The organism is Pseudomonas abietaniphila, assembly GCF_039697315.1.
Classification (GTDB): Bacteria; Pseudomonadota; Gammaproteobacteria; order Pseudomonadales; family Pseudomonadaceae; genus Aquipseudomonas; species Aquipseudomonas abietaniphila_B.
The window spans coordinates 5,331,167-5,354,360 of record NZ_CP155619.1 but is presented as its reverse complement, the minus strand read 5'-3'; the positions used below and the strand labels follow the sequence as shown (position 1 = coordinate 5,354,360).

Below are 23,194 nucleotides of genomic sequence, written 5' to 3'. Positions count from 1 at the left end.
AGGCCTCTAGATCAGCGTGTTTGTTGCGGTTTACGCCCTTGAGTGACCGGCGGCGCTCGGGTAATGTCATCACACCCACAGGACAGAGCACGCTCATGACTTCCAAGCTGGAACAACTCAAAAAAATCACCACCGTCGTCGCCGATACTGGCGATTTCGCTGCCATTGAAAAGCTCAAGCCGGTTGATGCCACCACCAACCCTTCCCTGTTGCTCAAAGCCGCCTCCAGCGACAGCAACGCCGACCGCCTGAAAGAAGCCTTCAGCGGTGCGAAGAATGACATCGGCCTGGCCAGCGACCGTTTCGCCGTGGCGATCGGCCAGGAAATTCTGAAAGTGGTGCCGGGCCGTGTTTCCACCGAAGTGGACGCCCGCATCTCTTTCGACACCAACGCCTGCATCGAGCGCGCAGAACGTCTGGTCGAGCTGTACGACCAGGCCGGTATCGGCCGTGATCGCATCCTGATCAAACTGGCCTCGACCTGGGAAGGTATCCGCGCTGCCGAACAGCTGGAAAAGAAAGGCATCCAGTGCAACCTGACGCTGCTGTTTTCTTTCGCTCAGGCACAGGCTTGCGCTGACGCAGGCGTGTTTCTGATTTCGCCGTTCGTGGGTCGCATCTACGACTGGTACAAGAAAGCCGAAGGCAAGGATTACGTCGGTGCCGAGGACCCGGGCGTCAAGTCGGTCACTCGCATCTACAACTACTACAAGGCCAATGACTACAAGACCGTGGTCATGGGTGCCAGCTTCCGTAACCTGAGCCAGATCGAAGAGCTGGCCGGCTGCGACCGCTTGACCATCAGTCCGGATCTGTTGCAAAAGCTGGCTGAAGACACCGGCACGCTGGTGCAGAAGCTCAAGCCGGGTAACGGTGGTGAGCCACGTCAGACGCTGAACGAAAGCCAGTTCCGCTGGGCGTCGAACGAGGATGCGATGGCGACCGAGAAGCTGGCCGAGGGCATTCGTCAGTTTGCTCGCGATCAGGAGAAGCTCGAGGCGTTGTTGCGCGCCAAGGCGTAATACGTCGGGCTTATTTAAAAAGGGCGGCATCCGTGGGGATGCTGCCCTTTTTTATGTCTGGGGAATGGTGTCAGTCGGGCTTGGGCTTTTGTAAATGCCTGATGGATTGAAGGTGACTGTTCCAGGTTCTGCCTAACGGCAGAAGCGTTCCGCCTTCGGCGGGTTACTTGAAAGGACACCAAGCAACCAAGTGTCCTGGCTCCTGGTTGGGCCCGACTTCGTCGGGTACCCTCACTTCGGCGACGCTCCGTGGGCCCGCGCCGAACGGGCATCCATGCCCTAGCGGCGCTCTCGCGGCATCCATGCCGCTCGTCCCACGGAGCGCCGCCTGCGTTCAGCCTGCACCCAAGTCGCACTTGGTGGTGTCTGGACTGCTGCGGTATGAAGATCAACAACAAAGCGAGCTTACGCACTTGATCGTTCCCACGCTCCGCGTGGTAGAGCAGCGCCTGACGCTCTGCGACATGGGGGGCACGAAACGTACTGACGGGCATTCAAACGCAGAGTTTGGACCTGCGCACTGTCTTGCTTCTGCCCGGAGGGCGTAGGAGTTTGGCTTGCCGACGATCTGCCGGGAACCGGCAGCAAATCCTGCATACGCGGTCTGTCTGACACTGTCAGTGAGAACGATCAAAAATAAGGGCAAGCGACATCGGTCACTTCTGGTAAGTCCGCTTCCCGGCTTTTAAAAGTCACTTGCTGAAGCGAAACCGATCTGGCCTCAGCCAGAGCCAGAAGAGGAGCTCTACTGATGCTCCAGCGCATTCACCAGATCGCGAAACGCTTCGCGATTGGAGTCGTTGAGGCCCATCAGGATCTTGTGCGCTTCTAGGACCTTGGCCTTTACCACGTCTTCACACTGATCCTGCGACGGCAGGTCGCTCAGCGTCTCGGGACGGGGGATCGGGCGACCCACGATGTTGAACACCTGATCGAAGCCCATCGATTGCAACAGGCGCGTGATGTCTTCGTGAGTGGTCACGACAGTGGGCAGCAGGCCCGCTTTCTGCCGCGACAGAATGGACAACTTGGCCAACAGGCCGAGCGTTGTGCTGTCAATGCTGCGGGTTTCGGTCAGATCGATCACCACGGTCGAAAAATTCATGGAGGTGAAGATCCGCTCAATCGTCGCATCCAACGCCGAGCAGAGAGTCAAACGCACTTCACCCACAAACTTCAGGACAAAGGTGCCATCTTGCTCGGCAAACTGGATTCTACCGGTACTCATTAAAGGTTCCTGCTCAACACTAACAAGGCGATATCATCCGGCATCTCCCCGAGTGTGGCCAATCCAAACTTACGACGCAGGCCATCCAGGCTGCCGCCCGCCGACTTCACCAATTCAGGTAAGTTGGCTTCTTTCTCTTTGAGTGTATCACCTGGCAAAAGATCCAGAATGCCATCAGACAGCAGGGTCAGACTAAAGGACTCAGGCAGATCCAGCACATGGTCTGAATACGTCGCCTCGTTGAACAACCCCACCGGCAGACCACGCCCTTCGAGATAACGCGTCTCGGTCGGCGTGTACAGCACCGGAAGCGGCAAATGACCGCCCACGCTGTAGGTCAATTGCCCGGTTTCTTCGTCGATCACGCCACCGACCATCGTCACGTGTTTGCCCAGCTTACAGCTGATCAGACCGCGGTTGATATGGCCGAGGACCTCGGAAGGCTTGAATTTCGGTAACGTGCCACCGCGCTTGGACTCGAACAGCAAGCGCGTGGTCATGAATTTCAGCAGCACGGTGATGAAGGCCGAGGAAGCACCATGGCCCGACACATCGGCCAGGTAGAACGCCACACGACGGTCGTCGACCCGGAAGTAATCGACGAAATCGCCGGAGAGGTACAGCGACGGAATGATTTCGTGTTCGAATTCGAACGAGTCGATGGCCCAGGGACTCGTCGGCAGCATGTTCATCTGAACCTGACGGCCCGCATCCTGATCTTCCTGCAGCAAGTGCAGGCTGGCTTCGAGCTCGCGGTTGGCGGTCTCGAGCTTCTGACGATACAGCTTGTTCTCTTGCAGCAAGCGCGCCCGATCCAGCGCCCGTCGGACCGAGTGCTCAAGCACTGCAAGGTCTTCGAGGGGCTTGATCAGGTAATCGGCCGCGCCCAGGCGCAACGCTTCGACGGCATCGCTCATCACGCCCGCACCCGACACCACGATGACCGGGGTTTCCGGAGCGAGACTGGTCACCTGGCGAATCAGCTCAAGGCCGCCCACTTGAGGCATGCGCAAATCGCAGATCACGAGATCAGGCTTTTTTTGCTCGAAGGTCTGTAGACCCTGCATGCCGTTGCTGGCTTGCAGGACGCTGAACCCACTGTCTTCCAAATAGGCCGCGAGGCTCGCGCGCACTACTTCGTCGTCATCGATAATCAGCAGCGTGGCACTGGTTTTTTGCATGTGGGCAAACGGCGCCAGATTAGGTTGGCGTACGCGGTCGGATTCTGTCAGCCCGCATACTGGATTCGCTTCTAGCCTCTCTGGAGTCAGGGAGCGGACTTTTGGTCAAACGCTTCACGTGTCAGAGGTGCCCTTCAAGGCGCAGACGGTACTCCCATCCGCCGGGCGTTTCAAGCTCGCTCCAGCGGTCGGCCAGCGTCTTTACATCGCAAATCGCCGGGAGTTATAAGAACCTTTAAATCAGCAACGAAAACGAAGGATGCGCCATGGGCCAGATTGATCGCGACTATGCAGAGAAACGAGATTACATCCGCATGCGTGTCGACGCGGACATCAGCCTGATCTATGCGGGTCAGATCATCCCTGCGGTGTGCGTGGATTTATCCAGCTCAGGCATGCAGATACAGGCCCCGCGCTCGTTCAAGGTCGGTGACAGGATCAGCGTTCGCATCGAGTCCGATCATGCAGCGCTCAAGGGCCTGGAAGCCGACACCGAGGTTGTCTGGATCGCCGACATCGACGGTGGCGAGCAAAAACTGGGACTGACCATCCTGACCATGAAGTGATGGCACTTCGGAACTACTTCACATTTTCGAAAAATTCCGAAAAAGAAAAGGCGACCCGAAGGTCGCCTTTTTTGCATCTTCACGCGAATTGCAGGGCGATTAAAAATCGTCGACGACCTTGCCGTCTTTCACCTTGAACTCACGGTTCTGCAGGTAGGCGTTACGAATGAAGATGTATTTGTCGCCGTTGATCAGCTTCTCGGCCGACAACAGGCTGGCGCGGGTATCTACAACGCTCACGCCAAAAGCCGTGTTGCGGGTTGGCACGTGGTCGATGTAGCGATACGGCTGGGTGTAGGTGTCAGGGTACTTGGCGAATGCGTCACGCACGGTGCTCGGGCCGAAGAATGGCAGCATGACGAACGGGCCGCTTTCAACACCCCAGTGACCGAGGGTCTGACCGAAATCTTCGTCGTTGCGTTGCAGGCCCATCTTGGTGCCCACGTCGAAGAAGCCCAGCAGGCCGAAAGTGGTGTTGAGGATCAGGCGCGCGGTGTCGACACCGGCGGCTTCAGGCTTGGCCTGCAGAACATCGTTGGCGAAGTTGGTCACTTCACCGATGTTCTTGAACATGTTGTGGATGCCGTCTTCGAGAAACTGCGGGGTAATGAATTCATACCCTTGGGCGATGGGTTTCAACGCGTAGGTGTCGACGGTGTCGTTGAAGCGGAAGATCGCGCGGTTAACGCCTTCCCATGGATCGTCTTCTGCAGCGTGAGCTGCCATGGGCACCAAGGCCAGACCGGCCCAGAAACACGTTCGAGCCAGACGATTGATAAAGCCTGCACCGGTCACGGGCATAGCTGAGACTCCCAGTCAAAGTAATGAAGCGGGCGCTACGCCCCAAGCCAAAGAGGGGGAGTATAAAGCGTTCCGCGACGTTTTACGTCGTCGAAAACTGAAGGAATGCCGTAGGCCTTTAAACATCCGCTCACAATGTCATGCGTCGGTCACAGGAATGTCATGCAAATCCCTTAGCGTCATTGCCATTTGAGAGGGAATTTCATGCTCGCCCCGGTCGCAGTGCCCGCCCCGTCTTTCACCGCCGTGCTATTTGGTCTGAGCGGTTGCCTGGTTGATTTCGGTGCACAGGCACGGACGCTACGCAGCAGTGACGGGCTTTCGTTCCATTCTCAGGATGCCCGCCCGTTCGCCGCCCCCACGCCCGGCGCACTGGCAGCGCTCAAGAGCCTCAAGCAGCAACAGATTCCCTGTGCGTGGATCGATGAATACCCAGCCAGCATCGCCGAACAACTGGCTGCGCCGCTTGAGGGATTGATCCAGTCCACACCCCGCCCGAACAACCACTGGCCCGCGCCGGATGCATGCTGGCAAGCATTGATGGGACTTAATGCCAGCCAGCTCGACGGCTGCGTGCTGGTCAGTGGCGACCCACGGCTGCTGATGGCCGGTTTGAACGCCGGACTGTGGACGGTGGGTCTGGCATCGTGCGGCCCTCTGTGCGGATTGTCTCCTGCACAGTGGGAGGCGTTGAGCGATCTGGACCGCGAACGCCGGCGTGGCCGAGCAACGCTGGAACTGTACGCAGCGGGCGCGCATTCGGTAATCGATCACCTGGGTGAACTGGAGTCCTGTCTCGCCGATATCACGCTGAGACGCCTCAAGTCGGAAAAGCCCTGACACGCGTTTGATCGGCGTCATGCAAGGTGGCGCAGACTGGATTAGTCTTAGCTGCAAAGGACCTTTGCCGACGCATTGCGGTCCATGCTGAGACTATTCATGAAGGGAGCACCCTATGCCTGCCCGCGAACTGCAAGCACAACTCGATACCCTGCGCGAGCAACTGGATCAGAATCCGCCAATGACTGAAGAAGAACGCGCTGACCTGAAGGCGCTGATGGCGCAGATTCAAGCAGAGATCGCCGTCGAAACCGCGACCCCGGACAATAACCTGGCCGACGGCGTGAACCTAGCGGTCGAGCGCTTCGAGCTGGAACACCCAGGAATTGCAGGGACCCTGCGCAACATCGTGCTGACCCTGGGCAATATCGGGATCTGACGTTTTCGTTGCTGTGAAATGCAAAGCCCGTCTTGATGACGGGCTTTTCAGTTTCCAGCAACGTAAGGCGCTCCTACAAAGCGGCCCGGCAGTTACTGACGCGCCAGACGCCCGTTTTCCAGTGTGAGTGTTTCGGTGCTGCGGTACGGGTTGATGTCCAGCCCGCCGCGACGCACATAACGCGCAGACACGGTAAGTTTCTCGGGCTTGAGCAGCCGCTGCAGGTCCATAAAAATTCGCTCTACGCACTGCTCGTGGAAGTCCGAGTGCTGGCGGAAACTGACGATATAAGCCAGAAAGCTGCCGTGATCCAGCGCCGCACCCCGATATTCCACCGCAACGCTGCCCCAGTCCGGCTGGCTGGTGACCGGGCAATTGGATTTGAGCAGATGGCTGTGCAGCGACTCCTCCACCACACGGGATTCATCGCACTGCAGCAGTTCAGGCTGGGGCCGGTCATAGCTGCTGATGGTGATGTCCAGGTCGTCGACGCACACCCCTGGCACCGGCACGATGCCCTCGGCCTCAATATCCTTCAGCGAACGAATGCGTACACCCACCGGCTTGCCCGCAGCGCCCGACAGGTCTTTCTCCAGGGTGGCCACCAGTTCAGCCTGCGAGGCGAACGGCGTCTGGTTCAGCGAGTTCAGGTAAAGCTTGAAGGACTTGGACTCGATGATGTTGGGCGAGTCCGCCGGAATGCAGAACTCGCCGATCGCGACCACCGGCTTGCCGGAAGGCAGCAGCCAGGACAGCTCGTAGCAGTTCCAGAAGTCGACGCCCTGATACGGCAGCGTCTCGGCCGTCAGCCCCAGCTCCGCCCATTTGGCGGCACGGGGAATCGGAAACAGCAAAGACGGCGTGTAAGTGGCGATGTATTCACTGGACTTGCCCAGCGGCGAGTGTTCGGCTGCGGGATGCATGGCGGGACCTGAACCTGAAAGCGGATGTGAGGGACTGATTTGAAAATCCTGACCGCGAAGTTTATAGGTTTTGTCCCGCGCTTTCAGCGATTAGTCGGCAATCGCGATTTTTCCGACCATGCCGGCCTGATAATGGCCGGGAATATTGCAGGCAAACTCAAGGTCGGTGGCCTTGGTGAAGGTCCAGGTCAGTTCGGCGGTTTTGCCAGGTTCGACCAGCACGCTGTTCGGATCATCGTGCTTCATGGCCATGTCGCCATGATCCATGCCCGCCATGCCGTCGTGTTTCATGCCGGTCGACGTCAGCATGCCGCTGGCGACCATCTTGAGCATCTCCTGTTGATGCGCCGCATGCATGGCCGCGTCACCCAGGTTGAACTCGTGCAGCAACTGCCCCTTGTTGACCAGCACGAAGCGCACGGTTTCCCCTTCCTTGACGGCCAGGGACTTGGGCTCGAAGTACATGTCGCCCAGCGTCAGCTCAATGGTGCGGGTTGCCTGGTCGGCTTTGGCCGAATGGCCAAAAGCAAAATGCTCACCGGGGGACGCCAGTGACGACAGGCTCACACCCAGTAACACTGCAGCAGCGGTCAAACGAGCAAACATGTGAATCTCCAGTCAGCGACAATCGATGAGCCAAGGTAGGCCGACGCCACTGGCAATCAGCTGACCGCAAGATTACAACTTTGTAAGCTTGAACACCGCCCGCCTCGGTCGCGCTATAAAGCGTCACCGCGAAACGCCACTGTCTAGCGTCATGACGACCGATGAGTGACCCATGAAATTACTGATCGTCGAAGATCAAGCAAAAACGGGCCAGTACCTGCGCCAGGGCCTGACCGAAGCCGGCTTCACTACCGAATGGGTGGCCGACGGCGCCAACGGCCAGCATCTGGCGCTGACCGGAGACTACGCGTTGCTGATTCTGGATGTGATGCTGCCCGGTCGTGACGGCTGGCAGATTCTGCAAGCGGTGCGAGGCGCGGGGCTCGACACGCCCGTGCTGTTTCTGACTGCACGCGACGCGGTAGAAGACCGTGTACGCGGCCTGGAGCTGGGCGCCGATGATTATCTGATCAAGCCCTTCGCATTCTCCGAACTGCTGGCACGCGTGCGCAGCCTGTTGCGCCGTGGCAGCAGCGCCAGCCAGGAAACCCATCTGCAACTGGCTGACCTGCGGCTGGACCTGCTGCGTCGTCGCGTCGAACGCAACGGTCAGCGCATCGACCTGACCGCGAAGGAGTTCGCGCTATTGGAATTGATGCTTCGCCGTCAGGGAGAAGTCCTGCCCAAATCGCTGATCGCCTCGCAGGTCTGGGACATGAACTTCGACAGTGACACCAATGTCATCGAGGTGGCCATCCGACGCTTGCGCCTCAAGGTCGACGACGACTATCCGAACAAGCTGATTCATACGGTGCGCGGCATGGGCTACGTCCTCGAAGAGCGAAGCCTCTGATGCTCCGACGCATTTCCCTTGGCAGCCGACTTGCTTTGCTGTTCGCCGGCTGCACCGCCGTGGTGTCGCTGACGGCAGGCGTGTTGTTCAACCGCGCCAGCGAAGCGCACTTCCTGGAGCTGGATCAGCAACTGCTCGACAGCAAGCTGCCGACGCTGCGCGATGCCTTGAAGGACGTGGTCACTTTTGAACAGCTCGAGGCCAGAAAACCGGCGCTGCTGAATGAACTTGGGCATTCGCCGGATCTGGCCTTGCAGGTCCGCAGCCAGGCGGGCGCACTGTGGTTCGACAGCCTGGCCTCGTCATTACCGCGGCCTGGCGTCCACGCAGGCTTGCACACCCTGACCGACAGCGGCGTTGCCTATCGCACCTACACGGTTGCGCTGAATCCGGAGGAACAGGACTCGCCACAGCTGACCCTGTTGCTGGACATTACCCACCATCAGCACTTTCTGGAGCGCATGCAGCACCTGATCTGGCTGACCGTGGGTTTGTCGGCGCTGGCCACCGCATTACTCGGCGCATGGGCCGCCCGCAGCGGCTTGCGTCCGTTGCGCAAGATGAGCGAAATCGCCGCCAGCGTGTCGGCCAGTTCGCTGACCACGCGCCTGCCGCTCAACGAAATGCCGGTGGAGCTGGCAGAACTCACTCAGGCGTTCAACGCCATGCTGGGGCGCCTGGATGATGCATTTCAGCGCTTGTCGGCTTTTTCCGCAGACATTGCCCATGAACTCCGTACACCGCTGTCGAACCTGCTCACGCATACCCAAGTCACCCTCACCCGCCCACGGGACCTTGAAGCGTACCGCGAGGCGCTGCTGGGCAACCTGGAAGAACTGCAGGGGATGGCGCAGATGGTCAACGACATGTTGTATCTGGCCAAGGCCGAGCATGGCCTGCTGAGTCCGAATCGGGAGCGCTTGCATCTGGCGGAAGAAACTGACGCGCTGCTGGAGTTTTTCCTGCCGCTAGCGGAGGAAGCCCACGTGCAACTCCGTCGTCAGGGAGACGCCGAACTGGCGGGCGATCGCCATATGCTCCGTCGGGCGCTGTCGAACCTGCTGGGCAACGCCCTGCGATTTACCCCGCCTCACGGCCAGGTTGCCGTGAAGCTCGAATCCGCGACCCGACGCGTGCGGATCACCGTTGAAAACACCGGCCAGACCATCCCGGCCGAAGTATTGCCCAGACTGTTCGACCGGTTCTACCGCGCGGATCCTGCCCGCCATGAAGGCAGCAGCGAGCACGCGGGGTTGGGACTGGCGATTACCCAATCGATCATCCACGCCCACGGCGGGACGATCAGCTGTGAGTCACAGGAAGGGATGACGCGGTTCTTGATCGAGTTGCCGACCGCGAGCCAGTGATGTTTCTTGTGGGAGTGAATTCGTTCGCGATGCAAGCGTCCAGGCGACATAGGTGTATCGACTGTACCGGCCTCTCGCGAATGAATTCGCTCCCACAGATGTCATGCAGCGTCAGAAAATTCGGTGCTTACTCATACCGCAACGCATGCGCCGGCTGAATCTGTGCCGCGCGGTAAGCCGGGTAAATCGTCGCCAGAAAGCTGAGAATGAAGCCCGCACTGCAAATCAGCGCCACGTCACTGCCTTCCAGATGCGACGGCAGGTTGCTGATGAAGTACACGTCTGAAGTGAAGATGTGCTGGCCTGTCACCCGCTCCACCCAGCCGACCAACTGACTGACATTGATGGCCGCGATCACGCCCAGTACACCCCCGATGACGGTGCCAACAACGCCGATCACGGTGCCCTGCACCATGAAGATGGTCATGATCTGCCGAGGCGTGGCGCCGATCGTCCGCAAAATGGCGATGTCCGCGCCTTTGTCGTTCACCACCATGATCAATGTCGCGATGATGTTGAATGCAGCAACGGCCACGATCATCAGCAGCAGCAGGCCGATCATGGTTTTTTCCATTTTCATCGCGCTGAACAGACTGCCTTGGGTGTGCGTCCAGTCGTCGGCCTTGTAGTCAGCGCCCAACCCGCCGGCGATGGCCGCCGAGACTTGCGGTGCAGCGTACAGGTCTGTCAGAGCAAGGCGTACGCCCTGCACTTGATTGGGCTGCCAGCGTTGAATGGTCGCGGCGTCGGCCACGTTCACCAGCGCCATCGAGCCGTCCAGCTCGGCACCGACCTTGAACACACCGACCACGGTCAGGCGCTGCAGGCGCGGCGTAATGCCGCCCGGGTCGCTGCTGATTTCCGGCACGATCAGGGTGATCTTGTCACCGACGTTCAGGCGAAAACGCCGCGCGGTGATCTCACCGATCACCACGCCGAACTCACCGGGCTTCAGGTCCTGAAGGCGGCCCTGAACGATGTGCTGGGTGACGATGGAAACCTTCGACTCTAGCGCCGGATCAACCCCGTTGATCTCGATTGGCTGCATGGTGCCCTTGTACGACAGCATGCCGTCCATTTGCGTGAAGGGTACGGCAGCCGTGACCTGCGGGTTCTTCATCGCAGCGTCGGCGGCAGGCTTCCAGTCATCCAGCGGCTTGACCCCGTCGATCACCGCGTGCGGGACCATGCCGAGGATGCGCGAGCTCATTTCCTGCTGGAAGCCGTTCATCACGGACAGCACCACGATCATCGCCAGGACGCCCAACGCCAGGCCGATCATCGACGTCATCGAGATGAACGAGATGAAGTGGTTGCGTCGCTTGGCCCGGGTGTAGCGCGTGCCGATAAAAATGGATAACGGTCTGAACATTCGTGGAGCACCGTAGCTAAAAGCAGCTAAAAGTAAAAAACCACCGCTGCCGGAAGGACCGGCAGCGGGTTGTTGGCATCACGCCTCGACCAGACGGCCTTCTTCCAGGCGCCATACGCGGTCCATCTGACGGGCCAGCGCCATGTCGTGAGTCACCACCAGGAACGCGGTCCGCGACGAAGTGCTCAGTTCCAGCATCAGGTCCTGAATGCCCTGTGCGGTATGAGAGTCGAGGTTACCGGTCGGCTCGTCGAGCATCACCAGCCCTGGCTGATTGACCAGCGCGCGGGCAATGGCCACACGCTGACGCTCACCACCCGACAGCTCCGAAGGCTTGTGCGCCAGACGGTGCTTGAGCCCTACCCGCTCCAGCAACGCCGTCGCGCGTTGGCGCGCTTCCGGAATCGGGGTCTTGCCGATCAGCAGCGGCATGCAGACGTTTTCCAGTGCGGTGAACTCAGGCAGCAGGTGGTGGAACTGGTACACGAAACCCAGTGCGCGGTTGCGCAGCAGGCCACGGGCCTTTTCGTTGAGTGCGGACAGTTCTTCACCGGCCAGCCAGACACTGCCCTCGGTAGGCGTGTCCAGTCCGCCCAACAGGTTGAGCAAGGTACTTTTGCCCGACCCCGAACTGCCGACGATCGCCACGCGCTCGCCCGGGTGCAGCTCCAGCTGCAGGCCCGACAGCACCACTACGGATTCCGGGCCTTCCTCGTAGGATTTGCCCAGGTTGCGGCAACTCAGTACAGCTTTATCACTCATGCCCGACTCACTCATAACGTAGCGCCTCTGCCGGCTGGGTGCGCGCAGCACGCCAGGCTGGATACAGGGTGGCGAGGAAACTCAGGACCAAGGCCGCGCCGCAGACCAGCAGCACGTCCTCAGCCATCAATTGCGAAGGCAGATAGTCGATGAAGTAGACATCCGCGTTGAGAAACTTGTGACCGATCAGGCCTTCCAGTGCCGAAATCGCCGAGCTGACGTTGAGCGCGGCCAGAATGCCGACACCGGCACCTACCAGCGTGCCGACGACGCCGATCACCGTGCCTTGAACCATGAAGATGCGCATGATCTGGCCCGGCGTGGCACCCAGCGTGCGCAGGATCGCGATGTCACCGCGCTTGTCGTTGACCACCATCACCAGCGTGGAAATGATGTTGAACGCCGCCACTGCCACGATCAGCAACAGGAGCAGGCCAATGATGGATTTCTCCATGCCGATGGCCTGATACAGATTGCCGTGGGTACGGGTCCAGTCACGGGAGTAATACTGGTGCTCGCCCAGGGTCTGGGCAATCTCGTAAGCCGTGCGCGGTGCCTTGAACAGATCGGTGAACTTCAGGCGCAACCCTTGCACCTGATCAGGCTTCCAGCGGTGCAGACGCGCCAGATCCTGCAGGTTGGTCACACCGAGATAACCGTCCAGTTCACCAGCGCCGACGTGGAAGATGCCAACCACGGTGAAGCGCTTCATGCGCGGGAACATGCCGGCTGGCGTGACCATCACTTCAGGCGACACGAACGTCACCTTGTCGCCTAGGCCCACGCCCAGCTTGGTCGCGGCCTTGTCGCCGATGACCACGCCAAAGCCGCCTGACACCAGATCGTCAAGACTGCCCTGTTTCATGAAGCCGTCGATGATCGAAACTTTGCGTTCCCTGACCGGGTCGATGGCATTGAGCAGGATTTTCTGCACATTGCCATTGTTGGTCAGCAAACCCTGCATCTGCGTGAACGGCGCGACCGCCTCCACCTGGGGGTTCTGTTTGACCTTGGCTGCCAGGCTTTGCCAGTCGCTGATCGGCTCGCCGGATTCGATGGTCGCGTGCGGGACCATGCCGAGGACGCGGGTGCGCATCTCATGATCGAAACCGTTCATGACCGATAACACGACTATCATCACCACGACGCCGAGGGCGAGACCGATCATCGACGTCAGGGAAATGAAGGAGACAAAATGATTACGGCGTTTTGCACGGGTGTAACGCGTGCCGATGAATACAAAAAGAGGTCTGAACATGTAGGGGCTTGTTCGGAGGAATGGGAACGTCCTTGTGGCGGGCCTTGGCCGGCAGCTTTACACTCAAATCGCTGAGTAACGATTGCGAGCAATCACTCTGACAACCGCCGCTACCCTGGGTTCGCCATGTCGACATTAGATGAAGAAGAACGCCGCGAATACTACCGTATCGAGGACAGCGTCGCACTGGAAATTCAACGCATTCCAGCCGCCGGAACGCTCGATGAACATCCCCATGACACCAGCTCGACACTCTTCGACCTGCTGAGCGAGCTGCACGTTGCCGAGTTCGAATCCCAGCATCTGCTGCGCCAGCTGGATGATCGCGATCGCACGACCAACAGCTTCCTGCGGGCCATGAGCAAGCGCATCGACCTGCTCGGCCAGGTGGTCGCGCAAACCGTGCTGGGCAAGCTGGGCGCCCCGCAAAAGGTGATCATGTCCGAAGGCGGCTTGCAATTCGAGTCCCACCAGCCCTTCCCTGTCGGCACTCTGTTGTCGGTCAAAATGGTGCTGATGCCGCAAGCGTCCGGCATGATGCTGCGGGCCAAAGTAACGCAGAGCCACGCGTTGACCATCGGCGATTTCGAGATCGGTACCGAGTGGATCGACCTCAGCGACGCCCAGCGGCAGTTGCTCGCCCGACACATCCTGCAACGACAAGCCGCGCAACGGCGGCTGGCGCGTGAGCAAAACGACCCTGATGTGAAATGAACCGATTACAGCCTTAGCGCGCTTTCGAGGAACAATTGTGACCTTAATTTACGGCCACCGCGGCGCCAAGGGCGAAGCACCGGAAAACACCCTGACCAGCTTTCAGGAATGCCTCAAACACGGGGTCAAACGTTGCGAACTGGACCTGCACCTGTCTCGCGACGGCGAACTGATGGTGATTCACGACCCGACCCTGAAACGCACCACTGACCGGCGCGGCAAGGTGGTCGAACATGACGCCGCCGATCTGGTGACCTACGACGCCCGCAAGGGCGGTCCGGGCTGGGTGCAACCCTGTCCGATCCCGCGCCTCGAAGAACTGTTCGAGAAGTGCGCGTTCGATCACTGGCAACTGGAAGTCAAAAGCGCTTCGCGTACCCGCGCAGCGACCACCGTGCTGGCGATTCGTGAAATGGCTCAGCGTCACGGCCTGCTGGACAAAGTCACCATCACGTCAAGCTCCCGGGAAGTTCTGCGCGCAGCACTGGAGCTCGCGCCCGATTTGTCCCGTGGACTGGTGGCGGAATACGCATGGCTGGATCCGCTGAAGGTCGCGGTGGGTTATGGCTGCGAGATACTGGCGTTGAACTGGACGCTGTGCACGCCGGAACGCCTGAAGAAAGCTCAGGCGCTGGGCCTGCATGTGTCGGTGTGGACCGTCAACGAGCCTGCGCTGATGCGCAGACTCGCCGACTTCGGCGTTGACAGCCTGATTACAGACTTTCCCGGTTTGGCCACTGCCACGCTCGAGAATTACTGAAATCGGTCTCCCCGGCCGGCTCAGGCCACCGGCCGGAGCCGCTCAAAAAAGCCGGTTGAGGCCGTCGTACGCCGCGACTCGATAAGCTTCGGCCATGGTCGGGTAGTTGAACGTGGTGTTGACGAAATACTTGAGGCTGTTCGCTTCACCGGGCTGGTTCATGATCGCCTGACCGATGTGCACGATCTCGGACGCCTGGTCGCCGAAGCAATGCACGCCGAGGATCTGCAGGGTCTCGCGATGGAACAGGATCTTCAGCATGCCGACCGGCTCGTTGGAGATCTGCGCTCGGGCCATGCTCTTGAAAAACGCCTTGCCCACTTCGTACGGCACCTTGGCCACGGTCAGGTCGTGTTCGTTCTGGCCGATCGAGCTGATTTCCGGAATGGTGTAGATGCCGGTCGGCACGTCGTTGACGAAACGCCATGCGCCGTTGTCGACCGCGCTGCCCGACGCCGAACGACCCTGGTCGTAGGCGGCGCTTGCCAGACTCGGCCAGCCGATCACGTCGCCCGCGCCATAGATATTCGGCTGACTGGTGCGATACGCCTCATCGACTTCGATCTGGCCACGACCGTTGGCCTTGATGCCGACGTTTTCCAGGCCCAGTTTGTCGGTGTTGCCGGTACGGCCGTTACACCACAGCAACGCGTCGGCTTTGACCTTCTTGCCCGACTTGAGGTGCAGGACGACGCCGTTTTCCAGGCCTTCGACGCGCTCGTACTCTTCGTTGTGGCGAACCATCACGTTGTTGTTGCTGAAGTGATAGCTCAAGCCTTGGGAAATTTCCGAGTCGAGGAAGCTCAGCAGTTGATCGCGGTTGTCGATCAGCTCGATGTCCACGCCCAGGCCACTGAAGATCGACGCGTATTCGCAGCCGATCACGCCGGCACCGTAGATGATCAGTTTGCGCGGGGTGTGGTTGAGGCTGAGGATGGTGTCGCTGTCATAGATACGTTTGTGGGAAAAGTCGATATCGGCCGGGCGATAAGGACGCGAGCCCGTGGCGATGATGATCTGGTTGGCCACCAGTTTTTCCATGACACCGGTGTTGCACACCACGTCGACGGTACGCTCGTCAGCGAAACTGCCGGTTCCGAAGAACACGTCAACGCGATTGCGCGCGTAGTAACCGGTGCGCGACGCCACCTGCTTGTTGATGACTTTTTCGGCGTTCTTCAACACATCCGGGAACGAGAACCAGCGCGGCTCGCCAATGGCCCGGAACATCGGGTTGGTGTTGAACTGAATGATCTGCTTGACCGAGTGACGCAACGCCTTGGACGGGATCGTGCCCAAGTGAGTGCAATTGCCGCCGACCTGCCGACGGCTGTCGACCATGGCTACCTTGCGCCCAGCCTTGGCGGCGTTCATTGCCGCGCCTTCCCCAGCTGGGCCGGAACCCAGTACCACTACGTCGTAGTTGTAGACAGCCATGCGTACTCCTTAGAACAGGCCGAGGCGCCACTCTGGCGTCTCTGGCTAAATCATGCCGCGGCCGGCGGCATGAGAATCGAAACTCGCGGCGCAGTCTAATCGTCCAGCGTCGCGGCGAACATTAACCCTTGGTCGCGTCACAGGCCAATTTTGTCTGCGGTAAGGGTGACCTGATCGCCGCAAAAAGCCGGTCGGGTGCCCGATTGCTGCGGATGATAAATCCCTTGGCGTTACGAATCCTAAAAAAACCTGCAATTTTGTGGGTTTCTACCGAATTCCGAGGTTTATTCACCTGCGGCCACTGAATCGCCGTCGCCGCACCACGCAGAAAGTGTCATACCCTTACGTGGGATCTTTCGATAAAAGGGCGCGATCATGCGACACCGCTTCATTCACTGGATGCTGTTACTGGGACTGCTTTGCAGCGCGCAGGCGATGGCCTCTCAGGCGGACCTGCTCAAACAGGCGGATTTTCCGGCTCGCCTTGATGGGCAAACCCCGGCGCTGGAGCGCAAGAACCAGGCCATTCTCACCTACCTGTGGACCGATGTTTACGCGGCCGCGTTTTACGCGGAACCGTCGATCACCGCCAAGCAGGCGGTTTTCACCCAGACACCGCAAAAACTGGAGCTGTTCTACTTTCGCGATATCGATCGCGAGGACGTGATCAAGGCCGCCAACGCCACGCTTGAACGTCAACAGACCAAGGAGACGCTGGGACGGCTGAGGCCCGAACTGGACCGACTCCACAAAAGCTTTCAGAACATCAAGCCAGGCGACCGGTATGACCTGAGCTGGGACCGTAACGATGGCCTCAACCTCACTCGCAACGGCAAAGTGATTTTCGCCAGCCCAGACCCCGAACTGGCCAAGGCCTATTTCGCGATCTGGCTCGCGCCGGACGGTTTATCGTCCGATTTGCGTGAAGCCTTACTGAAGTAAAAAACCGCCCCCGGCATTCGTCGGGGGCTTCAGGCGAATCCTCTGCCTGCGCGCGACATATAACCGCATTGCATTTCATCGCGACGGCCTGCCGCTGAGGCCCGCGGCCGCCCGAATTAATTGCCATTCGCCACTTTTACACATATCGTTACAAATCTGCATCTATCGAGACCAAGCTCGAACGGCGCAGGAGAGGACGCACAAATACAACGGATCCCCCCAGCTAGACAGCCTTAAGTGAGTAATTCCAAATGGCCTCGAACACAGGCAAAGGCAAGGCGATATTTCGCGTTGTCAGCGGCAACTTCCTTGAAATGTTTGACTTCATGGTCTACGGCTTCTACGCCACGGCCATCGCCAAGACCTTCTTCCCTGCCGACAGTGAATTCGCATCCCTGATGCTTTCGCTGGCGACCTTCGGTGCCGGCTTCCTGATGCGACCGCTGGGTGCGATATTCCTCGGCGCCTACATCGACCACCACGGCCGTAAAAAAGGCTTGATCATCACCCTCGCCATGATGGCCATGGGCACGATCCTGATTGCCTGCGTGCCAGGTTACGCGACCTTGGGTGTCGCGGCGCCTCTGCTGGTGTTGGTCGGCCGTCTGCTGCAAGGCTTTTCCGCCGGTGTGGAACTGGGCGGTGTGTCGGTCTACCTGGCCGAAATCTCGACCCCGGGCCGCAAGGGCTTCTTCGTCAGCTGGCAGTCCGCGAGTCAGCAAGCGGCGGTGGTGTTCGCCGGTTTGCTGGGCGTGGGCCTGAACCACTGGCTGAGCCCGGAAGAGATGGGGCAATGGGGCTGGCGCGTTCCGTTCCTGGTCGGCTGCATGATCGTTCCGGCGATCTTCATCATCCGTCGCTCGCTGGAAGAAACACCTGAGTTCGAAGCCCGCGCCCGCAAACATCGCCCGACCATGGGTGAAGTGATGAAGTCGATCGGCCAGAACTTCGGGCTGGTGATCGCCGGTATGGCGCTGGTGGTCATGACCACTGTGTCGTTCTATCTGATCACGGCGTACACGCCGACCTTCGGCAAAAACGAACTGCACCTGTCTGACCTGGACAGCCTGCTGGTCACCGTGTGCGTGGGTATTTCGAACTTCATCTGGCTGCCGGTCATGGGCTCGCTGTCGGACAAGATCGGCCGCAAGCCGCTGCTGCTGGCTGCGACCATTCTGGCCATCGTCACCGCCTATCCTGCGCTGTCCTGGCTGACCTCGAATCCGAGTTTCGCCAACCTGCTGATGGTCGAGCTGTGGCTGTCGTTCCTGTACGGTTCGTACAACGGCGCGATGGTGGTTTCGCTGACCGAGATCATGCCGGTGGAAGTGCGTACCACGGGCTTCTCGCTGGCGTATAGCCTGGCGACGGCGACCTTCGGTGGCTTCACGCCGGCGGCCTGTACGTATCTGATTCATGTGCTGGATAACAAAGCTGCACCGGGCATCTGGCTGAGTGGTGCTGCGGTGTTGGGTCTGATTGCGACGCTGGTGCTGTTCCGTAAGGGCCAGACGCGTATTCAAGGCGCGCCAGCGGCGGGTTAAACCTGGTTCGTTGTGACGCTGAAAAAAATGCCCCGACTGGTTCGGGGCTTTTTTTTGATGCTGATTTTGAGTGCACATTTGGTGTTTGTAGTGACGCTTATTTTGGGTTCTGCCTAACGGCAGACCTGTGGCATTGGTATTGTGGGGATCCATTTTCGCGGGTGGCGCCGATTCACCTTTCCGCCCCTCCGGCGGGTCACTTTTGAAAAGGCACCAAAAGTAACCAACAGTGCCGACCTCCTGGTTTGGCCCGACTGCGTCGGGTACCCGCACTCCGACGACGCTCCATGGGCCCGCGCCGAACGGGCCTGACGGCGCTCTCGCGGCATCCCTGCCGCTCGACCCACTGCGCGTCGTCTGCGTTTGGCCTGCACCCAAGTCGCGTTTTGTGGTGTCTGGACTGTCGCGTATATGAACCGCGTGGGCTGGAGCTAACGCTCATCGCTTTCTTGATGCGTGCATCAATCGTCCGCGCTGCATTCTTAACTGTAGGAGCGTGGCTTGTCCCGCGATCTGCCGGGAACCGGCAGCAAATCCGGTGCATGCGGTGTATCAGGTACAACCGAGCTGCCTGATTTTGCTACCGCTGCGCGGCAGGTTGCGAACCTTCCGCGAAACTCAGGCGTGAAAGTGTTCTACGACAGATTTGAAGAGGCCAAACTTTGGGAAAAAACCTTTACGACTATCTGTCCGATATCTACATGCACAAAGCCATGCAGGCCTGGGCTTTCCAGGAGAGCCAGAAGTACATACTTCCAGCTCGCTTTGATGACACTCATATTCCCGGAGTACTGCCAACGACCGGTTACATTTCGCTGACCGAACGTTCACCGGAAAAGTTCGTGGAGGTTATTCACAAGAAACTCATCAACAATGGTCGCACTGTGCCTTCTGAATCGATTCGCAAAGCACTGTTTTCCACCACGACCGTTCCCCGCTTCGAACCTCAAACCCCTAGCGTCACAGTGATTTCCTCTATGGGCGTCGCCGTGGTGTCGGCCGCTGTTGTCGCTACAGCGGATAACGGCACCACCAAGAGCGGACAAACTGACGCCCACGGCAAAGTCGCGCTGACCATTCCCACCCGTCGTCACTATCAACTGCTCGTGGCGCATGCGGATTATCCAGCGGCGTTGATCCCATCCTGGGATCCTGCAGATGGCATCCAGGTGACACTGGTCGATACCGAGAATACAGGGTCTTTGGTGTGCCACAGCACGGGTTACATTCCTGGGCTGGAAGGCCGACTCAATCCAATTTTTGAAGCCGAACAGAGCGCGTATCTCTACGCCGACAGCATTGCAATAAACGGCGGCAAGAAGCAGCCTGTCCATTTGAAGGCAAACGAAGCGTTCGAGCTTGAGGATTCCAATGGGGTGATCATGGAGGTCCGTCTCATTTACATCCAAGAAAGAACGTCTCTCCTCCAGTTCATTCGGCCCCGTTACGATAGCTAGAGAAGTGAGCGCGGAAATAATGCAAGGATCGACACATGCCGCTCGTCAGCGGCCGCCCCGGACTTTCGGATGATGAGTCCAACCTGGTGAGGAGAGTCAGTTTTCTCCCCAGAGAGCAGCGTGCACTCATGAAGCGCTCCCGACGGATCGGCCATGTGATTGCGGACGACTCCGCCAGCCAGCGCGGTTGAACGGCTAACGAAAACTGCACGATCCTGTATCGTGTTTCCGGCTGACGCGCCTGATCGAGTCATTAATCTCTGCGGCCAGCCGTGGCATGCGACCGCCACCGTGCAATTAGGGCCTCTGCCATTTCCGTGTCCACCAAAGGCGGGGAATGGGGTCTGGGGTGAATCATCGCGCGTAGCTCATCAGGCGTAATGCAATCGAACGTATATCGTACTTTTACACCGAGATCATGTTCGAGCTCGCGCTTGATAGCCGCCACAATGTTGAAGCACGACATGCAGATCTGCCCCAGAGGTTTCCAGGTTGAGCTAAACGGGGTCGGCAGATGCGTATGAAAGCTGATTTTTCCCTTCCTGTAGCTTACAACTTCATACTTGAGACGCTCGCACACCGGGCATTGCCAATTGTCCGCAAGCCCCGCCCACATGCGTGCGCATCCTGGCAGGGAATTAATCATCGCCAAAAAGTTTGAAGGTGGTGTGTGCCCCTCAGGCGGATCCTCTGTACGCCAACGACTGTAGTTCGACGCATATTTGATTGAGCTTTTCGTCATTTCACGCACGAGCGCCTCACCGCTAATCAACTCCAGTCCTCGGTATCGCTGTGATCCATTGGACAGAGTAGGCACTGCCATCCCCTCGCCTTGGTACCTTTCATACCAATAGTCTTGCAGCACCGCCGCCTTCGCCACTCCGTAAACCAGGTTCATTCGTGCGACGTACGCGGGGCGAACACGCTCCCAGAGATCCATAAATTTGGTCACGTCGATGCGGTGGGGTGCGTGTTCCTGGACGATAATGAACTCACGAATCTGCCCAATGGAAAAAGACTGCCATTCGATCTTGCGTCCAGCATTAGAAACAATCTTCTTCGCAGCAGCGTCCGCATTATTGCAGTCTTCGCAAATCAAGACGGGAGAGTACGCAGAAAATGCAGGGGCCATTCGCTCTATGAGTGCCAAGCCGGTACTGGTAGGTTTCTCCGTACCGCTCTCAACAAACACCCGATTGAAGGCAGCTTTCAATGCATCAGCCATATGGTCGTGATGCTCGACCAGCTTCGCTAAAATGTGCCCCTTGCCAGCAACTCTGGAAATTTCAAATTTGCCTCGACTGCAGCATGGACATGTCCAGGCCTGGGCTGTTTCGACCCAGTTTCTATTCATCTCAAACTGGTCGATTCCGTGATGGAATTGAATCTTGCGCGATAGCGGCGACTTGGGGCCGTCAAGCGATATGATGGAGCCATCAGCGATCCCTTCGATTGCCAACCTCAGGGCCGTCTCCTCTTTTTCCCGAAGAGCCTCGGAGGACAGCTCGTTCTGTCTGGCCCACTTGGCCAAGGCATACCTTGGACTTTGCTGCATCGGCGCCTCTTGATCTTCCACAATCTCATCCCGGCCTTTCACAAACGACTCCTGCTAGCATCAGGCAGAAATTTTTACACTCGGGCCGGCGCCTGTACACTGTTCGATTGCGCCAGAGCATGGATTTATCCGGCTCGTCAGGATAAGCGCTGCGAGACCTACCCCCCCTCCCAAGCTTGCCACTGAGAGCGGCTGAGTTGCGTCTCAGCGCCGATGGGTGTGAGGTGCGAATCAGGAGCCATCAATGGTCTACCAGCCACCCCCGAGCGCTTTTTAGAGGTTGACCAGATCGATATTCAGCCTCGTATTTGTCTTGGCCAAATTCTGCTGATTTCTCAATACCTGCGCTTGCGCCGCCGTCACGTTGAGATACCCTACCGTGCCTTCCTGAAAATTCTGCAACGTATCTGCCAGCGTCTTCTGGCTTTTGATCACTGACGTTGCTACGCCAAGCACCGAAACCGATGATGGGAATCCATCACTGTGGCTGTGTGACTCACTGTTTTCCGGAAGGGTTCTAACTGATTTCAACTTCGGCAACGTCTGGACGTTTGACGGACGTTCAGGCTTATCGGTGAACGGGAGGGGCATTGCGAAGCAGGCGGCAGAGTCCAGCTCATGGCTCAACGATGTTTAACCGCTCACTCGGCAGGCTCCAGCAGGAATGGCTGAACACCAGTGTGAGAATGACATGCGAGGGGGAATTGCAACTCACGCTGTTCGCGTCTGCAACCATTCGAAAAGGGAGGGCGAGTTGCCTCTTTTTAGAGCCTATCGAGCGGGCTTCGATCAGTTATAAACCTCGCTTTCACCACACCCTGGGACACTGTGCGCCATTCAACAAGTGGGCGAGTGTCACCTCTCGCCCACCCGGAGCAGTTTTACCAGCCCAGTTCCTTTTTTAGTGCAGTGTCCAGCTCGTCACGCATTTGGACGTTGCTGAACTTTGGTAGATGCAGCGCGTCTTCGGCCTCGTGTAGGGAGGCCAGAGACGTTTTGCCATATTCACCTAAAAAGTGGTTCAGGAAAGGCAGGACTTCATAGCCTTCGTCCTTATCAACCTTGATTCGGTCCTTGATACCACTGTAGGGCTTGTCTCCCTTGTCCCGAGTCCAGGTGTACTTGTGTTGCAGATCAGTATCTTTGAAGCTGGCAGGCATAGGAGTCTCCAATGTGCGAGCAAAGCGCGACCCTCATTGGTACTGAGGAATTCGAAACATTTCCGGATAGGAAATCCAGCAAGGTGCGCATTCATAGGTTTACTGCTGACTAAGCAGAATGGATCCAATCAGCACCCAACACCAATAACATTTTGAGATTATTTCAGCAACGGGCCTGCATACCCTATTGCCCCTACGCTGATACCGCTCGGGCCAATCGTCATCCATTCCAGCGCGGATCCGATAACCGCAGGCATCGCCGATTGAGGCGGCCGTCGTCTTTGCGCTATATGCTTGTGCTCCGTACCGAGGTGATCGGTGTCAGGTCAGTCCTCTACTCCGACAACCATTAACCCCCGGCCACTGCTGCCAATCGCCGGCCATGATGGCCCCTTCAGCAAACAACGATCCGATAAAACAGGCCGCTCGCCATGGGATGGATCTGCGAGGTCCCTCAAGTTTCCTAT

General features: G+C 58.5%; 23 protein-coding genes. 11 read left to right on the top strand and 12 right to left on the bottom strand.

Going from position 1 to position 23,194, the window contains the following annotated elements:
* Positions 1-95 precede the first annotated feature (95 nt).
* The gene (tal, locus tag ABDX87_RS23590; protein ID WP_346830039.1) at positions 96-1,022 is read left to right on the top strand and encodes a transaldolase; all 927 of its coding nucleotides are present in this window, start codon (positions 96-98) and stop codon (positions 1,020-1,022) included.
* A gap of 745 nt (positions 1,023-1,767) precedes the next feature.
* On the opposite strand, the gene rssC is transcribed toward tal, so the two are convergent.
* Positions 1,768-2,250: an anti-sigma factor antagonist RssC gene (gene rssC, locus ABDX87_RS23585; RefSeq protein ID WP_074749420.1), complete on the bottom strand. Its 483-nt coding sequence runs from the start codon at positions 2,248-2,250 to the stop codon at positions 1,768-1,770.
* Positions 2,250-3,431, bottom strand: coding sequence for a two-component system response regulator RssB (gene rssB, locus ABDX87_RS23580; RefSeq protein WP_346830038.1), 1,182 nt, complete (start codon positions 3,429-3,431; stop codon positions 2,250-2,252). The genes rssC and rssB overlap by 1 nt, the downstream gene beginning before the upstream one ends.
* A 266-nt stretch (positions 3,432-3,697) precedes the next feature.
* Between rssB and ABDX87_RS23575 the strand changes: the two genes are divergently transcribed.
* Complete coding sequence (locus tag ABDX87_RS23575; protein ID WP_346830037.1) at positions 3,698-3,997, top strand: PilZ domain-containing protein; 300 nt, start codon at positions 3,698-3,700, stop codon at positions 3,995-3,997.
* A 99-nt stretch (positions 3,998-4,096) separates the two neighbouring features.
* Here ABDX87_RS23575 and ABDX87_RS23570 read toward each other — a convergent pair whose 3' ends face one another.
* Entirely contained in the window at positions 4,097-4,798 is a 702-nt protein-coding gene (locus tag ABDX87_RS23570) for an MlaA family lipoprotein (RefSeq protein ID WP_346830036.1), read from the bottom strand.
* 204 nt (positions 4,799-5,002) lie between these two features.
* Between ABDX87_RS23570 and ABDX87_RS23565 the strand changes: the two genes are divergently transcribed.
* Positions 5,003-5,638: an HAD family phosphatase gene (locus ABDX87_RS23565; RefSeq protein ID WP_346830035.1), complete on the top strand. Its 636-nt coding sequence runs from the start codon at positions 5,003-5,005 to the stop codon at positions 5,636-5,638.
* 115 nt (positions 5,639-5,753) lie between these two features.
* The gene (locus ABDX87_RS23560; RefSeq protein ID WP_346830034.1) at positions 5,754-6,017 is read left to right on the top strand and encodes a DUF4404 family protein; all 264 of its coding nucleotides are present in this window, start codon (positions 5,754-5,756) and stop codon (positions 6,015-6,017) included.
* Positions 6,018-6,109: 92 nt separating this feature from the next.
* Here ABDX87_RS23560 and queF read toward each other — a convergent pair whose 3' ends face one another.
* Together queF and ABDX87_RS23550 are read right to left on the bottom strand one after the other, a co-directional pair.
* Positions 6,110-6,940, bottom strand: a complete 831-nt coding sequence (gene queF, locus ABDX87_RS23555; RefSeq protein WP_346830033.1) for an NADPH-dependent 7-cyano-7-deazaguanine reductase QueF — start codon at positions 6,938-6,940, stop codon at positions 6,110-6,112.
* A 90-nt stretch (positions 6,941-7,030) separates the two neighbouring features.
* Positions 7,031-7,546 carry a cupredoxin domain-containing protein gene (locus tag ABDX87_RS23550; RefSeq protein ID WP_346830032.1) on the bottom strand — a complete coding sequence of 172 codons (516 nt, stop codon included), beginning with the start codon at positions 7,544-7,546 and terminating at the stop codon, positions 7,031-7,033.
* A 172-nt stretch (positions 7,547-7,718) separates the two neighbouring features.
* On the opposite strand from ABDX87_RS23550, the gene ABDX87_RS23545 reads away from it, so the two are divergent.
* Positions 7,719-8,399: a heavy metal response regulator transcription factor gene (locus ABDX87_RS23545; RefSeq protein ID WP_346830031.1), complete on the top strand. Its 681-nt coding sequence runs from the start codon at positions 7,719-7,721 to the stop codon at positions 8,397-8,399.
* Positions 8,399-9,766 carry a heavy metal sensor histidine kinase gene (locus tag ABDX87_RS23540; RefSeq protein WP_346830030.1) on the top strand — a complete coding sequence of 456 codons (1,368 nt, stop codon included), beginning with the start codon at positions 8,399-8,401 and terminating at the stop codon, positions 9,764-9,766. The genes ABDX87_RS23545 and ABDX87_RS23540 overlap by 1 nt, the downstream gene beginning before the upstream one ends.
* A gap of 127 nt (positions 9,767-9,893) precedes the next feature.
* On the opposite strand, the gene ABDX87_RS23535 is transcribed toward ABDX87_RS23540, so the two are convergent.
* The 3 genes from ABDX87_RS23535 to ABDX87_RS23525 all read right to left on the bottom strand — a co-directional run bounded on the left by ABDX87_RS23535 (position 9,894) and on the right by ABDX87_RS23525 (position 13,158).
* A complete protein-coding gene (locus tag ABDX87_RS23535) occupies positions 9,894-11,138 on the bottom strand; it encodes a lipoprotein-releasing ABC transporter permease subunit (RefSeq protein WP_346830029.1) in 1,245 nt (414 codons plus the stop codon).
* A gap of 78 nt (positions 11,139-11,216) precedes the next feature.
* Positions 11,217-11,900, bottom strand: a complete 684-nt coding sequence (gene lolD / locus ABDX87_RS23530; RefSeq protein WP_167362020.1) for a lipoprotein-releasing ABC transporter ATP-binding protein LolD — start codon at positions 11,898-11,900, stop codon at positions 11,217-11,219.
* 7 nt (positions 11,901-11,907) lie between these two features.
* A complete protein-coding gene (locus ABDX87_RS23525) occupies positions 11,908-13,158 on the bottom strand; it encodes a lipoprotein-releasing ABC transporter permease subunit (RefSeq protein ID WP_346830028.1) in 1,251 nt (416 codons plus the stop codon).
* Between the two features lie 126 nt (positions 13,159-13,284).
* Here ABDX87_RS23525 and ABDX87_RS23520 point away from each other — a divergent pair, with 126 nt between their 5' ends.
* Both ABDX87_RS23520 and ABDX87_RS23515 read left to right on the top strand, forming a co-directional pair.
* Positions 13,285-13,872 (top strand): PilZ domain-containing protein, encoded by a 588-nt coding sequence (locus ABDX87_RS23520; RefSeq protein ID WP_346830027.1) that lies wholly within the window; start codon positions 13,285-13,287, stop codon positions 13,870-13,872.
* A 37-nt stretch (positions 13,873-13,909) separates the two neighbouring features.
* Positions 13,910-14,632, top strand: coding sequence for a glycerophosphodiester phosphodiesterase (locus tag ABDX87_RS23515; protein WP_346830026.1), 723 nt, complete (start codon positions 13,910-13,912; stop codon positions 14,630-14,632).
* Positions 14,633-14,674: 42 nt separating this feature from the next.
* Here ABDX87_RS23515 and sthA read toward each other — a convergent pair whose 3' ends face one another.
* Positions 14,675-16,069: a Si-specific NAD(P)(+) transhydrogenase gene (gene sthA, locus ABDX87_RS23510; protein ID WP_074749406.1), complete on the bottom strand. Its 1,395-nt coding sequence runs from the start codon at positions 16,067-16,069 to the stop codon at positions 14,675-14,677.
* A 375-nt stretch (positions 16,070-16,444) separates the two neighbouring features.
* On the opposite strand from sthA, the gene ABDX87_RS23505 reads away from it, so the two are divergent.
* From ABDX87_RS23505 to ABDX87_RS23495, 3 genes are all read left to right on the top strand, one after another.
* Entirely contained in the window at positions 16,445-17,011 is a 567-nt protein-coding gene (locus ABDX87_RS23505) for a chalcone isomerase family protein (protein WP_346830025.1), read from the top strand.
* A 251-nt stretch (positions 17,012-17,262) separates the two neighbouring features.
* Positions 17,263-18,555 carry an MFS transporter gene (locus ABDX87_RS23500; RefSeq protein ID WP_346830024.1) on the top strand — a complete coding sequence of 431 codons (1,293 nt, stop codon included), beginning with the start codon at positions 17,263-17,265 and terminating at the stop codon, positions 18,553-18,555.
* A gap of 662 nt (positions 18,556-19,217) precedes the next feature.
* Complete coding sequence (locus ABDX87_RS23495) at positions 19,218-20,012, top strand: hypothetical protein (RefSeq protein ID WP_346830023.1); 795 nt, start codon at positions 19,218-19,220, stop codon at positions 20,010-20,012.
* 253 nt (positions 20,013-20,265) lie between these two features.
* Here the strand turns inward: ABDX87_RS23495 and ABDX87_RS23490 are convergent, their stop codons facing one another.
* The 3 genes from ABDX87_RS23490 to ABDX87_RS23480 all read right to left on the bottom strand — a co-directional run bounded on the left by ABDX87_RS23490 (position 20,266) and on the right by ABDX87_RS23480 (position 22,727).
* Positions 20,266-21,609 carry a hypothetical protein gene (locus ABDX87_RS23490; RefSeq protein WP_346830022.1) on the bottom strand — a complete coding sequence of 448 codons (1,344 nt, stop codon included), beginning with the start codon at positions 21,607-21,609 and terminating at the stop codon, positions 20,266-20,268.
* A 231-nt stretch (positions 21,610-21,840) separates the two neighbouring features.
* Positions 21,841-22,194 carry a hypothetical protein gene (locus ABDX87_RS23485; protein WP_346830021.1) on the bottom strand — a complete coding sequence of 118 codons (354 nt, stop codon included), beginning with the start codon at positions 22,192-22,194 and terminating at the stop codon, positions 21,841-21,843.
* Between the two features lie 254 nt (positions 22,195-22,448).
* Entirely contained in the window at positions 22,449-22,727 is a 279-nt protein-coding gene (locus ABDX87_RS23480; RefSeq protein WP_346830020.1) for a hypothetical protein, read from the bottom strand.
* Positions 22,728-23,194 lie beyond the last annotated feature (467 nt).